The organism is Streptomyces sp. NPDC090045 (assembly GCF_044747975.1).
GTDB lineage: Bacteria > Actinomycetota > Actinomycetes > Streptomycetales > Streptomycetaceae > Streptomyces.
The window spans coordinates 175,989-191,354 of sequence record NZ_JBIVFA010000006.1 but is presented as its reverse complement, the minus strand read 5'-3'; the positions used below and the strand labels follow the sequence as shown (position 1 = coordinate 191,354).

The window sequence follows — 15,366 nt, the reverse complement described above, 5'->3', positions numbered from 1 at the left end:
GGGCGGGGGACCTTTTGCGGTGCGTTTCGCAACTGTTCGCGCGGAGGCGGTGTTTCTACCGTCGGCCGCATCGTGTGTTTCCCGAGCGGGACGCGAGCGCGCTGCACAAGGATCTGACGAACGAAGGAGTCGTGCCATGCCGACCACCAGCCCTGCCACCGGCGTCGCCACGGTGGCGTTCCATGCCACGCGCGTGGGGTCGCTCGTGCTGGCAGCGACGGACGACGCGCTCGTGCTGTGCTGCTACGGCACGGCGGATACGGCGGCGGAGCGGTTGAGCCGGGCGGGACTGAGCCCGGTGGAGCCGGGAGAGGCCGGAGCGCCGGGGCTCAAGGTGCTGGACGAGGCCCGGGAGCAGATCGACGCCTACCTGAGCGGCGGGCGCCGTGCCTTCACCGTGCCGGTGGACCTGCGACTGGCCACCCCGTTCAGCCGGCGCACCAATCTGATGCTCGCCGAGTTCGTCCCGTACGGGCGGACCGCCACCTACGGGCAGCTGGCCCAGGCGCTCGACCGCCCCCGGGCGGCGCGGGCCGTCGGCACGGCGCTGGGCACGAACCCGCTGTGCGTGGTGCTGCCCTGCCACCGGATCATCGGCTCCACGGGCAGTCTCAGCGGGTACGCGGGAGGGCCGGAGGCCAAGCGCGATCTGCTCGCCCTCGAAGCGGCCGGCGCACGGCCCGCGCACTGACCCTCCCCCGCCACAGAAAGGAGAGCACGTGAGCGTCCACGAGCCACCGCAGCTTCCGGGCTTCGACCTGCCCGGTCCGGCCTCCACCCCGGCCTCCACCCCGGCCTCCCCCACGTCCTTACCGGAAGGCGCGGCGGCGAAGGGCGACGTGCCGGCCCTGGAGAACCTCGACTGGCGGACGCTGGCCGCCGAACTGGACCGGGAGGGAGTGGCGTTGACGCCGCCGCTGCTGACGGCCGGGCAGTGCGCGGACCTGCGGGAGCTCTTCGACGATCCCGGCGCGTTCCGCAGCACGGTGACGATGGCGCGGCACCGCTTCGGCGAGGGCCTCTACCGCTACTTCTCCCACCCGCTGCCCGAGCTCGTCCAGAACCTGCGGGAGCAGCTGTATCCGCCGCTCGCCGGAATCGCCAACGACTGGGCGCGGCGCCTGGGGCAGCCGGCGTTCGCCCCCGAATTCGACGGACTGATCGCGGCGTGCGCGGCGGCCGGGCAGCACCGCCCGACGCCGCTCCTGCTCCGGTACGGGCGGGGCGGCTACAACTGCCTGCACCAGGACGTCTACGGCGACCTGACCTTCCCGCTCCAGGTGGCGATCATGCTCGACCGGCCGGACGAGGACTTCACAGGCGGAGAGAGCGTCTTCGTCGAGCAGCGCCCGCGGGCCCAGTCCCGCCCGCTCGTCAAGAGGCCCGTACAGGGCCAGGGAATGATCTTCACGGTCAGCCACCGCCCGGTGCGCTCGGTGCGCGGCTGGAGCCGGGTGACCCTGAGGCACGGGGTGAGCTCCGTGACGAGCGGTCAGCGCCACGTGCTGGGCGTCATCTTCCACGACGCCCGGTAGCGGCGGAATCAACCGGCGCGGGGACCCGGTTTCTGCCGCCTGCTTCCAGTGAACCGGCAGCACTGACACGTTCGCAGGTCAACCCCTACCCACCAGGATCCAATGCCTGGGAGAACCGCCGGTACGACTGGAGGATCGCTGGAGTTTCGCACCACCGACCTTCCGTACGGTCGACCTAGCGACGGCGCGGGGATCTTGCCCGCCGCTCGTGCACCACGGTTGATCCGGCGGTTCAACGGGAGGAGCGAACATGCAGCAGGTCCAGGTCCAAGGCGCAGGGGGCGCGACAACGGGGCACGATCCGGGACCGGGCGGTCCGGGTCCGGCGCCCGCCAGCTCGCAGCACCGCCTGATCACGGCCTCGCTGCAGACGCTGGCGCAGCAGATGAACGAGATCGCCGATCAGGCGTCCGCGCTGCTCGCGACGCCGGCCGGAGGCGCGGCCACCGACTCCGAGGTCTTCGGTCAGATCGCCCGCAGAACCGTGCCCCGCTGGCACTTCGCGATGCTGAACGACGTCGAGCGCAACGAGGCCCTCGTCGGCGCCCTGGAGCGGGGCATACCGGCCGGGGCCACCGTCCTGGACATCGGCTCCGGGAGCGGGCTGCTGGCCATGGCCGCGGCGCGGGCCGGAGCGGCCCGCGTGATCACCTGCGAGATGAACCCGATGCTCGCGGAGGTCGCCCGTCAGGTGGTCGACGCCCACGGGTTCGGCGACGTCATCACGGTGATCGGGAAGCCCTCCAACCTGCTGGAGATCGGCCGTGACCTCGACGGCCCGGTGGACGTGCTGATCTCGGAGATCGTCGACTGCGGTCTCATCGGCGAGGGCCTCCTGCCGTCGATCCGGCACGCGCGCCGGCACCTGCTGAAACCCGACGGCATCATGCTCCCCTCGGCGGGCCGGCTCCACGGCCGTCTCGTCAGCAGCGAGGACATCCTGCGGCTCAACCAGGTCACGACGGCCGGGGGTTTCGACGTCTCCCTCATGAACGTGCTGGCCACCCGCGGTCACCTCCCGGTGCGGCTCAACACCTGGCCCCACCGGTTCCTGTCCGACACCGCGGAGGTGCTGGCGTTCGACCTGGCCGACGACGACCTGGAGCCGGGCGAGCGCCCGGTCGACCTCGTCCCGAGCGCCGACGGGGAGGCGCACGCCCTCGTCGTCTGGTTCGAACTGGACATGGGGAACGGCACCACGCTGCGCAACTCCCCGGAGGACACCCGCTCGCACTGGATGCAGGGATGGGTCCCCCTGGAGAAGCCGGTGCAGGTGAAGGCGGGTGAGACGGTCCCCGTCCGCCTCCGCTGGAGCGACTTCTCCCTCAGCGCGCACATCTGACCCACCCGGCCCGCCCACCAGGCACAGGGCCGCACGTCTTGCGATCCGGACCAAGGAGCACGCAATGAGTCACGTACCCGAGCACATCCCGTTCGAGCTCAGCGGCACCGCCCTGCGCGACGCCATCGTGCAGTACGCCACGAATCCGATCTTCCTCGACAACACGGACTGGCAGAACCACGACAACCCGTACCGGCGCCAGCTGCGGCCGCAGGTGCTCCCGTACCTCGACTTCGACAAGGTGCCGGGCCGGGAGAACATCCTCGACTACACCAGCCTGGCCGTGCAGCGCCTGCTCACCTCCATATACGAGGCCGACCTGGTGTTCTTCCCCAAGTCCGGGCTCAAGGGCAAGGAGGAGGACTTCCGTGCCTTCTACAGCCCGGCCAACCGGGCGCTCGGCGAGCGGGTCCGCCCCGCCCTGGAGCGGTACGCCTTCGGCTTCCTCGACGACGAGGTCGAGACCTCGGGCAAGTGGACCAGGGCCAGCCTCGACAGCTACCTGGACTCCCTCGACATGGGCGGCGGCGAGGAGCGGACGCCGGTGGAGCAGGCCATCACCGGCTCCGCCGACCCCGAGCGCGCGGCGCGCATGTGGCTGGTGCAGTTCGCCGCCGACTTCCTCTCCGAGGCGTCGCCGATGATCCGCAACGTGCTCGGCTACTACGGTCCCGTCCAGTCCGAGTGGTTCAAGGTCGTCATCGATGAGTACGGCTACGGCGTCCACGACACCAAGCACAGCACCCTGTTCGAGCGGACGCTGGAGTCCGTCGGCCTCGAGGCCGACCTCCACCGGTACTGGCAGTACTACCTCAACAGCAGCCTGCTGCTGAACAATTACTTCCACTACCTCGGCAAGAACCACGAGCTGTTCTTCCGCTACGTGGGCGCGCTGTTCTACACGGAGAGCTCGCTGGTCGACTTCTGCCGGCGCGCCGACCGGCTGCTGCACGGGGTCTTCGGCGACTCGGTCGACACCACCTACTTCACCGAGCACGTCCACATCGACCAGCACCACGGCCGCATGGCGCGCGAGAAGATCATCGCGCCGCTGATCGAGGCCCACGGCGAGGGGATCATCCCCGAGATCGTCCGGGGCATCGAGGAGTACCGGGTGCTCCTGGAGGTCGCCGACCAGGACTTCTGCGCGCAGATCAGCTGGATGGACGACCAGCCGGAGCTCAAGAAGCTGCACGGCCGCGTCTACGAGGCGATCCGGGAGGGACGGGTGGAGGCGCCGGTGGCGCACCTGGTCGAGCCCTTCAACGAGCTGTCGAACACCCACTGCCACGAGGGCGACGAGCTCTGCCACATCGTCTCCGGCACCATGCGCTTCGAGAGCGGGCTGGGCTCCTCGCTGACCCTGGAGGCCGGAGAGGGCGTCGTCATCCGGCGCAACCGGCTGCACGGCGCCGACATCCTGTCCGAGGAGTGCGTCTACGAGATCCACTCGGTGGGGGACTACCGGAAATGCCTGTAGTGAGCTTCCCCGTCGCCGGACGGGAGAACTGCGTGGTCGTCGCGGGCACTTCGTACGTGTACGCGACGGTCGACGGCCGCGGCTTCGTGATGAACGCCGAATGCCCCCACCGGGGCGGCCCGCTGCACCTGGCCGGTGTGACCCCGGACGCCTCCCGGCTCGTCTGCCCCTGGCACGACCGCAAGACGTCCGCCGCGCGGCTGCGCGCCGAGATCCCGGCGGTACGGACCGGCAGCCGGGTCACCGCGGTCTTCCCCGACCGCCGGCCGGCCGGACGGCCGGCGGAATCCAGCCGTCCGTGCGGCGTCACGAGCCGCGAACACCGGCCCCTGTCACCCGGACTCGCCCGCCCGGGCGCGGCGGTCTGACCCCTTCCGGCCAAGTCCGCGGGGGCTGCAACGCCCCGGGCCCGGCCGGTGTTCTACAGGTGATGGCGGGTGCGGTACGGGACCGTGAGGGGCTCGCACCGCACCCGCCGTACGCATGACGACGAACGAGGAGAGTGGACCATGGCGTGGGACGGGGAGAAGCCCCTTCTGCTGCTGATCGGAAGCAGTGGCCGGCGCAGCAGGGAGTTCATCCTGCGGACGGTGAGCCGGCGCTATGCGTTATGGCTGCTCCAGCCCGCACCGGTGGGCTGGGAGGACCCGTACGTGGTGGGGAGCACGGTCGTCGACAACACCGACCCGCACGCCTTGGTCGAGGCCGCCCGTCAGGTGGCCGCCGCGCACGAGGTGGCCGGGGTGTTCTGTTACGACGAGGGACTGGTCACGCCCGCCGCCCATGTGGCGCAGGCGCTCGGGCTGCCCGGCAACTCCCCCGAGGCGGTCACCGCCTGCCGGGACAAGAACGCCACCCGGATCGCGCTGGACGCGGCCGGGGTCGCGCAGCCGGTCTCGATCGGCGTCCGCTCCCTGGACGAGGCGCGGGAGGCGGCGGAGAAGATCGGCTTCCCCGTCGTGGTGAAGCCGCGCGGCCTGGCCGGCGGGATGGGCGTGCGCAGGGCCGACGGCCCCGAGGACATGGAGAACGCCTACCGGGCCGCCTCCGGCGCCTCCTACCCCGGCGTACCCGTCTTCGACGTGTCGGTCCTGGTGGAGGAGTACGCCGACGGCCCGGAGATCAGCGTCGACGCGGTCTTCTTCGACGGTGCGTGCGTGCCGCTCGTCGTGGCCCGCAAGCAGGTCGGCCTGGCGCCCTTCTTCGAGGAGACGGGCCACGAGGTCGACGGGGCCGACCCGCTGCTGACCGACCCCGAACTGCTGGAGGCGCTGCGCGCCGCGCACGCCGCGCTCGGCTTCCACACGGGAGTCAGCCACACCGAGTTCCGCATCACCGCCGGCGGTCTGCGCCTGATGGAGGTCAACGCCCGTCTCGGCGGCGACATGATCCCCTACCTCGGGCACCTGGCCACCGGTGTCGACGTCGCGATGGCGGCGGCCGACACCGCCGCGGGCCGCACGCCGGACACCACGGCGCGGCACCGCAAGGCCGCCGCGATCGCGTTCCTCTACCCCGGCGAGGACGTCGAGATCGAGGCCGTGACCGTCCACGAGGACCGCTTCGGTCCCGACGTGCACAGCGCGGAGCCCATGGTCGACCCGGGCGCGGTGCTGCGCCTGCCGCCCCGCGGCTACATCTCCCGCTACGCCCGCGTGATCGCCCTGTCCGACTCCGCCGAGCGGGCGCGCGCCGCACTGCTGCGCACCCCGGAGATCGTGGAAGTCGCCTCCCGGCCGGTGGAGGTGCCGGCTCCGTGAGCAGCACCGGACAAGGCTCCCCGGAGGGACGGAAGGCCGTCCGGCCCTCCGTCACCGAGACACTGCGGGGGATCCCCGGCCCGATCTGGCTGGTCCTGGTCGGCATGCTGATCAACCGGCTGGGCACCTTCCTCCAGATCTACCTGGTGCTCTACCTCACCGACAAGGGCTTCAGCACCTCCGCGGCGGCCTTCGCGCTCGGCGCGTACGGAGTGGGCTCGGTCGTCGGGGTCCTGGTCGGCGGTTCGGTCTCGGACCGGATCGGCTACGCGCGGACCATCGTCGGTTCCATGGCGTTCGCCAGCCTGCTCACCCTCAGCCTCGTCTACCTCGACACCCTGCCCCTGGTGATCGCGGTGGCCGCGGTGATCGGCGTGGTGGCCCAGGCCTACCGGCCCGCCTCCTCGGCGCTGCTGGTGGAGGCCACCCCCGAGGAACACCACGTGATGGTGTTCGCCGTCTACCGGATGGCGTTCAACCTCGGCACCACCGCGGGCCCGCTGATCGGCGCCCTGCTCATCACCTACTCGTACAACCTGATGTTCTACGCCGAGGCGGGCGCGCAGGCGGGCTTCGCCCTGCTCGCGCTGGTCCTGGTCCGCACCGGCACGACCGCCGGTTCCGCGGGGCCGAAGCCGGAGGAGGGCAGCCGGTCGTACCTGGCCGTGCTGCAGGACAAGCGCTACCTGTTGTTCCTGCTGGCGCTGTTCCTCAACGCCGTCGTCTACATCCAGCACACCTCCGCCCTGCCGCTCCAGCTCAAGGCCGACGGCCACGGCCCGACCTTCTACTCGGTCCTGCTGTCGCTGAACGCGGCCATGGTCATCTGCCTGGAACTGCTGTTCACCAAGTACGTGCAGCACCTCCCGGCCCGGGTCGCGGTCGCCCTGGGCATCGGTCTGGTGGGTGTCGGCATGAACCTGTACGTGGCCGGCCCCGGCATGGCGATGTTCGTCGTGGCGACGGTGGTCTGGACGATCGGCGAGATCATCGGCACTCCGACCGCCTCCGCCTGGCCCGGCCGGGTGGCCCCGGCACACCTGCGGGGCCGGTACATCGCCGCCTGCGCGTTCCCCATGCAGATCGGCTACGCGGTCGGCCCGGTGATCGGCATCGCCGCCTGGCAGGCGTCGGCGGCCTCCGTCTGGTGGCTGTGCGGCGGTCTGACCGCGGTGGCGGTCGTCGCCATCCTCTTCGGCATGAAGGAGCCGGCCGCCGCCGACAAGGAGGCGGCCGCCGCGTCCGATGACGCCCGTCCCGCCGGGTCCGGTCCGGCCGAGGCCCGTCCCGCCGAGCCGACCGGGGCGACCTCCGGCCCGGCCGCACCGGCAACCGCAGAAACCCCCTGAGCCCCTCCCCGCCCCGTATCCGGAAGTGAGCGAAGCTGCCCATGGCCTACGCAGACGGCATCGAGAAGTTCGTGGAGACCGTCGACGGCGCCCTGCCACCCGACTTCTACACCTATCCCGTCGAACGACAGCGCGCCCTGTACGACGCGCTGACCGAGGTGCTGCCGATCCCGGTGCCCGAGGGGGTCGTCCACCGGGACGCGACCGTCACCCACGGGGGCCGCACCGCCCGGATCCGCATCTACGAACCGGCCCGACGCGCGGGCGACGCCGTGCTGTTCTACATACGCGGCGGTGGCTTCGTCATCGGCTCGCTCCACAGCCACCACAGTCTGGTCGCCGAACTCGCCGACCGTACGGGCCTGGTGGCGATCGCCCTGGACTTCGGCATGGCCCCGGAGAACCCGTACCCCGGGCCGCTGGAGGACTGCTACGCCGGACTCTGCGGAACCCTGGCCGACCTGCCCGCGCTCGGGCTCGACGGCATCGACCCCGAGGCCGCGGTGCTCTGCGGGGAGAGCTCGGGGGCCAACATGGCCGTGGTCCTCTCGATGATGGCGCGCGACCGCGGCGGCCCCCGGCTGCGCGGCCAGGCAGTGATCAGCCCCGTGCTGGACTTCACCCGCTGGCGGCACGGCGGCGAGGACGCCCCCCTGCTGTCCGGCGGCGAGATGGAGTTCTACACCGCCTGCTACTGCCCCGAGCCCGAGCAGGCGGAGAACCCGTACGTCTCCCCCCTGCTGACCGGCGACTTCCACGACCTGCCGCCCGCCTACGTGGTGGGCTGCGAGATGGACTCGCTGCGCGTCGACGCTGAGAAGTACACCGCCCGGCTGGAGCAGAACGGGACGCCGGTGACGTACGTGATGGAGGAGGGCATGGTGCACGCCCCGGTGCGCGCCCGCCGCATCAGCGAACCCGCCGGGGAGTTCTTCGCGCGCTACTGCGACGCCGTGGCCGCCCTGGCCGGAAGGGCGGCCGGCCGTGACGGACGCTGAACGGGCGCCGGGCGCACCGCAGGGCGGCGGGCCCTGCGTGATCGTCGACCCCTACTCCTCGGGAGCCCTCTTCGCGGAGCCGCTGACCGGGCACGGCGTACCGGTGGTGGCGGTGGTCACGGGCCCCCGCCCGCCGGAGGCCTACGCCTCCTCCTACCGGCCGCAGGACTTCGCCGAGGTCATCGTGTACGAGGGCGACCTGGAGCCGGTCGTGGAGCGGTTGCGGGTGCTGGGCCCGCGCGCCGTCCTGGCGGGCTGCGAGTCCGGGGTGGAACTGGCCGAGCGCCTCGCCCCCCGGGTGGTGCCCCACCGCAGCAACGTGCCCGGACTCGCGGCGGCCCGGCGGGACAAGAGCAGCATGGCGGAGGCCGTCGCGGCGGCCGGCCTGCCGGTCATCCCGCAGATCTGCACCGACGACGCCGAGGAGGTCGCGGCCTGGCTGGAGCGCGAGGGCCTGGCCGGGGCGGACCTGGTGGTCAAGCCGCCCAAGAGCGCCAGCACCGACGGCGTGATCAAACTGGCGGGCGGGACGGACTGGCGGGCGGTCTTCGGCCGTCAGCTCGGCCGGACCAACCAGTTCGGCGAGACCGACGACCGGCTCATCGTGCAGAAGTTCGTCACCGGCACCGAGTACGTGATCGACACCTTCAGCCACGACGGGAAGCACGCCGTGGTCGACGTGTGCGCCTACCGCAAGGTCGACAACGGTCCGCACATGGCCGTCTACGACACCATGCGGTGGCTCCCCCCGGACGACCCGGCCATCCCGGGCCTCACGGAGTACGTCTTCGGCGTCCTGGACGCGGTGGGCCTGCGCTTCGGTTCGGCCCACGTCGAGGTGATGGGCACCGCGGACGGGCCGCTGCTCATCGAGCTCGGCGCCCGCCCCCACGGCGGCGGCCAGCCGCGCTTCAACCGCAACGCCACCGCCGACAGCCAGATCGACCGGACGGTGCGCTGGCTGACCGGGGGAGAACTCCCCCAGGGCTACGAGCTGCTGCTGCACCAGATGTGCGTCTTCCACATCGCGCCCCGCACCGGCACCGTCTCCGGCACGGCGGCCCTGGAGGCCCTGCGCGACCTCCCGAGCCACCACTTCTCGGTCCAGAGCCTGAAGGACGGCGACCACGTCCGCGCCACCAGGGACCTGGTCGACAGCCTCAACTTCGGGTTCGTGATCCTCGCCCACCCCGACGAGGAGCAGATCCGGCGCGACTACGAGGCGGTCCGCGCCGCGGAACGCCTCCTGTCCATCGAGGAGTAGAGATCAACACCGCCGCGTTCCTGGTGAGTTCCCTGATCGTGATCATGATGCCCGGCCCCGACCTCGTCCTGATCACCGGTCTGGTGCTGAACGGGTCCCTGAGGGTGGCCACCGCCGCCGCCCTCGGCATGATCACGGCCGGGGCCGCCCAGGCCGGGCTGGGTGCGGCCGGGCTGGCCGCGTTGCTCGCCGCCAGCCCGGAGCTGTTCGCGGCCTTCCGGTGGGCCGGCGCGCTCGTCCTGCTCGGATGGGCCGTGCTCGCCCTGCGGCGGTTCTCCCGGCCGGCCGGCGCAGACGCCGGGGCGCCGGCGGCCGGGGCCGCCGCGGTCCGGGCCGCCGGCCCGGCCGGACCCTCCGACCGGCAGGCCTTCGTACAAGGCCTGCTGTGCACCGGGTCCAACCCCAAGGTGGGCATCTTCCTGATGGCCTTCCTGCCCCAGTTCGTGCCCACGGGCATGGCTCCCGAGGCGGGCGTCCCGCTGCTGGCCGCGTGCTACCTGGCCCTGGGGCTGATCTGGCTGCTCACCTGGATGCGACTCGTCCACCGGCTCGCCCGGCACCTGCGGTCCCCGCGGACGCTGCGGATCGCCGACGGGCTCACCGCCGTCGTGTTCGGCGTGTTCGCCGTCCGGCTGGCACTCGGCGGCTGACGTGGCCGCCACCCGCGTCACACGGCGTGCAAGCGCTCCGTGTCGCCCTGCAGCGCCAGTCTGCGCGCGTAGCGCAGGAGCGGGGCGGGCAGCGCGTACCGGCCGGGCACGCACTCGCGGAGCAGGCCGGCCCCGACCAGGCGCCGCAGCAGGTGCGCCGCCTCCATCGGGGTCGTGCCGGCCAGTTCCGCCATCGCGTACGCGTTGACGAGCCGCCCCTCGGTCCGCGCGAGCAGCCGGAAACAGCGCCGCACGGGCTCCAGCAGGGACACGTAGGAGAGTTCGAACGCCGCGTGGGCCGCGGCGAACAGGTCGTCGCTCGCGACCGGCAGGTCCGAGAACGCCCCGACCTCCTGCAACTCGACGCAGAGCTGCGCGATGCTGCTCCCCGGATACTCCGCGAGCCGGGCCGCGAGGAGCCGGATCGCCAGCGGCAGACCGCCGCAGTGCCGGACCAGCGCCATCGCGGCCAGCGGCTCGGCCTCCACGCGGCCGCTCCGCAACAGCCGGCCCAGCAGCGCCAGCGCCTCGTCCCCGTCGAGCACGTTGAGGTCGAGCCGGGGCACGCCGTCCCGGGCCACCAGCCCCGGCAGGGTGTTGCGGCTCGTGACCAGGACCGCGCACCCGGCCGTCCCCGGGACGAGCGGCCGGATCTGGCCCTCCTCCCGCGCGTTGTCCAGGACGATCAGCATCCTCCGGTCCGACAGCAGGGTGCGGTACAGGTTCGCGGCTTCGTCGAGGGTGTCGGGGAGCTCCCCGTCCGGAACGCCGAGCGCCCGCAGGAAGGAGGCGAGCACCTCCTCCGGGCGCAGGGGCCGCCGGTCGCCGTAACCGTGCAGGTCGCCGTACAACTGCCCGTCCGGAAAGCGCTCTCTGACCAGGTGCGCCCAGCGCACGGCGAGCGCCGTCTTGCCCACTCCGGGGAAACCCGTGATCAGTGCCGCCGGTACCTGCCCGCCGCGCTCGCAGGTGGGCAGGAGCAGCCGGTCCAGCTGGTCCAGCTCGGCGCCGCGCCCGACGAAGCCCGTGCTGGAGGCCGGCATCTGGGACGGCCGGGGCCTCGGCGGCGCCGCGGTGGCGGCCGGCCGCCGTACGGGCGGTGCTCCCGCCCCCGGCGCCGACCGGTCGGCCACCGGTCCCGTCCTCGGCCACGGAAGCTCCTGGTGCAGGATCCGGAGGTGGGCGCGCCGCAGTTCGTCGCCCGGCTGGACGCCCAGCTCCTGGTCGAGCCGGCGCGTCACCCCGGAGAAGACCCTCAGCGCCTCCTGCTGCTCCCCGCAGCTCGCCAGCGCCAGCATCAGCGAGGCCTGCAGGCCCTCGTGCAGCGGCTCCTCCTCGCTGGCGCTGCGCAGCGCCTGCACCACCTGCCCGGGCCGGTGCAGCTGCAGGGCGAGGTCCGCGTACAGCAGCAGGCTCTCCACCCGCTGCCGGGCGGCGGCCGTGGCGGCGGGATGGTGCGGCAGCAGCGGTTCGCCCGCCAGGAGGGGGCCGCGCCAGCACTTGTAGGCGCGTCCGGCCAGCTCGTGGGCGGCCGCCGCGTCTCCGGCGCGGTGCGCCTGCCGGGCCCGCAGCGACAGGTCCTGGAAGCGGGTCAGGTCGACCTGATCGCGGTCCAGGGCCAGGGCGTAGCCCGTGTGCGTACGCGTCAGGAACGAGTCGGCCGGCACCCCCGTGGCGGAGTCGGAGGGGAGCAGCAGCCGGCGCGCCTGGCTGACGTACGTGTGGACCAGGCTCTGGTACGAGCGCGGGGGGTCGTTCGGCCACAGGGTGTGGGTGATCTCTCCCAGGCTGGCCGGTTCCGGGTGCTGGAGCGCCAGCAGGGCGAGTAATCGCCGCAGTTTGGTGGCCTGCACGGGCGTCTCGGCGCCCCGGTACCGGACGGACAGCGGCCCGAGGATGCCGATCCGCAGGCGCCCGTCGGCGGGGCGCGCGCCATCGGGGCACACGGCGTCGCGCGCGGGCGCCGAAAGCTGCCGTGCCGCGTCCGCGTCGAGGCCCAGCGCGTCGGCCAGCAGCTGCAGCGTCCGCCTCTGCGGGCGGCGCACCCGGCCCTGCTCGATGTCGCGCAGGGTCCGCACGCTCACTCCGGCGCGTTCCGCGAGCTCGTGCTGGGGCAGGCCGGCCCGCCCCCGGAACGAGCGGATCCGCTCACCGAACGACCAGCTGCAGTCCTCGGTGGATCTCGTCCCGAATACGCGGTTCTCCAACGTTCCCCCTGGTGGCTGAGGTGCAGCTCGGTGGTGCCTTTCCAGCGGCTGCGAGCGGAAGGTGCGCGGCGACGGAACGCGCGGGGCGCGGTCCGTCGGGATCTTCGGATATCGGGTCACCGTGCGGTGGCGGACGGTGCGGCACGACGGGAAAGAGGGCGAGAGGACAACGCCGGGAAAAAGGTTTACCCAATTCCCCGTGCACCAGGGTCGACATCGTGCCCCCCTGAAATCCCGCAGGACCATGACCAATTCGAACATCGGGGGCGGTTCGGCGCCCCCGATCCGACCGTAACTCCAAAACCCTGATGACCACGTGTCGCTTCTGGCCAAGAACACCGCTGTTTTGGCCATAACCGAAAAATCGAGTGTGCGGGCCCGCGTCCGGTGCAACGGTCTCGCGCGGCCCGGTGTTTACCAGGACGATGGACGAGATGGCTCTGCCACTGACGGAACTGCTCGCGACCGACCTGGACGACGGGTTCACCGAACTCGTACGCACCCAGGCCGGTGCCGTGCGGTCCGTCCTGCTGCGCCTCTCGGGCTCCGCGCGCGAAGCCGACGACCTGGGCCAGGAAACCTTCCTGCGCGCCTATTCCGCCTTGCGCGAGTACTCCGCCGAGCGCCGCGGGCAGCTCCAGCCGCGCGCCTGGCTGCTCACCATCGCGGCGAACGTGTGGCGCAACCACCTCCGTACCCTGAGCCGCCGGCCCGGCGTGGCCGACGGCGTCGAAGTCACGTGCGTGGAGACCCTGGACGACGCTCCGGGGCCCGAACAACGCGCGCTCGACGGGGCACGGAGGGCCCGCCTGGTGGCCGCGCTGTCGGGCCTGCCGGACCACCACCGGCTGCCCGTGGTCCTGAGGTACATCGGCGAGCTGACCTACCAGGAGATGGCCGAGGTCCTGGACTGTCCGGTCGGAACGGTGAAGGCGCAGGTGTCGCGGGGTCTGGCCACTCTGCGCGCCGAGCCCGTCTTGGCCGCCGACCGTACGCGGCACGGGCCGGCCCGAGAGCAACGGAAGGAGGCGGCGGGATGAGACTGCCGGACGAGTTGAGCACCCTGCGCCAGGTGGCACCCGCGGGGTTCGCGGCCCGCGTGCTGGAGCGCGCCGGTGTGCCGGCGCACCGCTACGACTGCTACGTACGCACCGACTCACCGGTCGGCCCCCTCTACGTGGCTCACGGGCGGGGAGCGGTGACCGGCGCCGCCGCCACCGGCTGGTACGCCGACGACACGGCGTTCGAGGAGGCCTACCGGGCCCGGACCCGGCGGTCGGTGCTCTCCGGGACCAAGCCCCCGCCGGGTCTGGCGCGGGCCCTGCGCGGCCGGGACCGGACCCTGCGCTACGACTTCGGACCGCTGCCCGACGAGCAGAGCGCGGTCCTGGAGGCCACCCGGCTCATCCCGTTCGGGCAGTTGCGTCCGACGGGCTGGCTGGCCCGCGAGGCCGGACTGCCCGCTCTCGCCCCCGCGGAGGTGATGGCGGCGGTCCGGGCCAACCCCGTGCCCGTACTCGTCCCGGCGCACCGGGTGTGCCGGGACGACGGGCTGCCGGCGGACTGCGGGCTGCCCGCCGCGTTCGAGGGGAGGCTGCGGGACTGGGAGGGCGTGGACGCCGAGCGGGTGGAGCGGTTCGTACGCCTGGGGGCCCGCTTCCTGGGCAGCGGGACCACGCGGATCTTCTGCTACCCGACGTGCGCGCACGCGCGCCGCATCACCGCCCGGCACGAGGTGCCGTTCACCTCGGCCGACGAGGCCGCCGCCGCCGGGTTCCGGGGCTGCCGCAGCTGCCGGCCGGCCACCGTGTGACGGGAGCGGCCGGCGCGGGGGCGTCCGCCGGCCGCTCCCGGTCCGGTCCCGCTCAGCGGTCCCGGAGTTCGAGCGTGCAGCACTTGACGCTGCCGCCGGCCTTGAGCAGCTCGGAGAGCTCGACCCCGATCGGCTCGAAGCCCCGTGCGCGCAGCTTGGCGTGCAGGCCGGTGGCCGCGGCGGGCAGCAGCACGTGGCGGCCGTCGGAGAAGGCGTTGAGCCCGAACACGGCGGCGTCCTCGGCGTCGGCCAGGACGGCGCCGGGGAACATGGCCCGCAGCACCGCCTGGCTGCCCTGGGAGAAGGCCTCCGGGTAGTACATGACCTCGTCGTCCGACAGGACGGAGAGCGCCGTGTCCAGGTGGTAGAACTCCGGGTTCACCAGCGTCAGCGAGGTGACCGGGAGACCGAAGAACTCCTGCGCCTCCGCGTGTGAGCGCGGGTCCGTGCGGAAGCCGGTGCCGGCCAGCAGACGCCGCCCGACGGTGAGGATGTCGCCCTCGCCCTCGTTGACGAACTCCGGCCACAGCGTGTCCGTATAACCGCGGCCTTCCAGCCATCTCAGGTACGCGGGCCCCTCCGCGGTGCGCTCCGCGTGCCGGAAACGGGCCCCGTAGACCTTGCCGTCGACCACGGTGGCGCCGTTGGCCGCGAACACCATGTCGGGCAGGCCCTCGATGGGGTCTATCTCCTCGACCACGTGGCCGAGTTCGAGGTACAGCTCGCGCAGCCCCTCCCACTGCTCGACCGCGAGCGCGTTGTCCGTGGCGTGCTGCGGGTTCATCCACGGGTTGATCGAATACGTGACGTCGTAGTGCCGGGGGCGGCACATCAGCAGACGGCGACGAGTGGCGACCCGGGTGGGGCTTTCCGAACGGTAGAGAGCGCCGGCGGGGGTGATGGGCTCGGTGAGCGGCACGAGGGCTCCTTCATGGGGTGGGGAGGGAAGCCCGGCCGCCCGAGGGATG

General features: G+C 72.5%; 14 protein-coding genes. 12 read left to right on the top strand and 2 right to left on the bottom strand.

From position 1 onward, the window contains the following. Positions 1-136 precede the first annotated feature (136 nt). From ACIPYQ_RS18490 to ACIPYQ_RS18445, 10 genes are all read left to right on the top strand, one after another. Complete coding sequence (locus ACIPYQ_RS18490) at positions 137-691, top strand: methylated-DNA--[protein]-cysteine S-methyltransferase (protein WP_401252246.1); 555 nt, start codon at positions 137-139, stop codon at positions 689-691. Positions 692-719: 28 nt separating this feature from the next. Then, entirely contained in the window at positions 720-1,535 is an 816-nt protein-coding gene (locus ACIPYQ_RS18485) for a 2OG-Fe(II) oxygenase (RefSeq protein ID WP_401252244.1), read from the top strand. Between the two features lie 250 nt (positions 1,536-1,785). Next, a complete protein-coding gene (locus ACIPYQ_RS18480) occupies positions 1,786-2,877 on the top strand; it encodes a 50S ribosomal protein L11 methyltransferase (protein ID WP_401252242.1) in 1,092 nt (363 codons plus the stop codon). Between the two features lie 64 nt (positions 2,878-2,941). Further along, the gene (locus tag ACIPYQ_RS18475; protein ID WP_401252239.1) at positions 2,942-4,357 is read left to right on the top strand and encodes an iron-containing redox enzyme family protein; all 1,416 of its coding nucleotides are present in this window, start codon (positions 2,942-2,944) and stop codon (positions 4,355-4,357) included. After that, positions 4,348-4,725, top strand: coding sequence for a Rieske 2Fe-2S domain-containing protein (locus ACIPYQ_RS18470; RefSeq protein ID WP_401252237.1), 378 nt, complete (start codon positions 4,348-4,350; stop codon positions 4,723-4,725). Before ACIPYQ_RS18475 ends, ACIPYQ_RS18470 begins: the two co-directional genes overlap by 10 nt. 141 nt (positions 4,726-4,866) lie before the next feature. Next, on the top strand, positions 4,867-6,117 hold the full coding sequence (locus ACIPYQ_RS18465; RefSeq protein ID WP_401252234.1) for an acetyl-CoA carboxylase biotin carboxylase subunit family protein: 1,251 nt from the start codon (positions 4,867-4,869) through the stop codon (positions 6,115-6,117). Then, positions 6,114-7,466: an MFS transporter gene (locus tag ACIPYQ_RS18460; RefSeq protein ID WP_401252231.1), complete on the top strand. Its 1,353-nt coding sequence runs from the start codon at positions 6,114-6,116 to the stop codon at positions 7,464-7,466. The genes ACIPYQ_RS18465 and ACIPYQ_RS18460 overlap by 4 nt, the downstream gene beginning before the upstream one ends. 41 nt (positions 7,467-7,507) lie before the next feature. Continuing rightward, on the top strand, positions 7,508-8,464 hold the full coding sequence (locus ACIPYQ_RS18455; RefSeq protein WP_401252228.1) for an alpha/beta hydrolase: 957 nt from the start codon (positions 7,508-7,510) through the stop codon (positions 8,462-8,464). Next, positions 8,451-9,728 carry an ATP-grasp domain-containing protein gene (locus tag ACIPYQ_RS18450; RefSeq protein ID WP_401252225.1) on the top strand — a complete coding sequence of 426 codons (1,278 nt, stop codon included), beginning with the start codon at positions 8,451-8,453 and terminating at the stop codon, positions 9,726-9,728. Before ACIPYQ_RS18455 ends, ACIPYQ_RS18450 begins: the two co-directional genes overlap by 14 nt. A 23-nt stretch (positions 9,729-9,751) precedes the next feature. After that, entirely contained in the window at positions 9,752-10,378 is a 627-nt protein-coding gene (locus tag ACIPYQ_RS18445) for a LysE family translocator (RefSeq protein ID WP_401252222.1), read from the top strand. Positions 10,379-10,395: 17 nt separating this feature from the next. Here the strand turns inward: ACIPYQ_RS18445 and ACIPYQ_RS18440 are convergent, their stop codons facing one another. Next, on the bottom strand, positions 10,396-12,585 hold the full coding sequence (locus tag ACIPYQ_RS18440) for a BTAD domain-containing putative transcriptional regulator (RefSeq protein WP_401252219.1): 2,190 nt from the start codon (positions 12,583-12,585) through the stop codon (positions 10,396-10,398). Positions 12,586-13,019: 434 nt separating this feature from the next. Between ACIPYQ_RS18440 and ACIPYQ_RS18435 the strand changes: the two genes are divergently transcribed. Both ACIPYQ_RS18435 and ACIPYQ_RS18430 read left to right on the top strand, forming a co-directional pair. Continuing rightward, the gene (locus tag ACIPYQ_RS18435) at positions 13,020-13,625 is read left to right on the top strand and encodes an RNA polymerase sigma factor (RefSeq protein ID WP_361752823.1); all 606 of its coding nucleotides are present in this window, start codon (positions 13,020-13,022) and stop codon (positions 13,623-13,625) included. Continuing rightward, the gene (locus ACIPYQ_RS18430; RefSeq protein WP_361752821.1) at positions 13,622-14,398 is read left to right on the top strand and encodes an MGMT family protein; all 777 of its coding nucleotides are present in this window, start codon (positions 13,622-13,624) and stop codon (positions 14,396-14,398) included. The genes ACIPYQ_RS18435 and ACIPYQ_RS18430 overlap by 4 nt, the downstream gene beginning before the upstream one ends. Before the next feature lie 52 nt (positions 14,399-14,450). On the opposite strand, the gene ddaH is transcribed toward ACIPYQ_RS18430, so the two are convergent. Next, complete coding sequence (gene ddaH / locus ACIPYQ_RS18425; RefSeq protein WP_401252214.1) at positions 14,451-15,317, bottom strand: dimethylargininase; 867 nt, start codon at positions 15,315-15,317, stop codon at positions 14,451-14,453. Between the last annotated feature and the right edge of the window lie 49 nt (positions 15,318-15,366).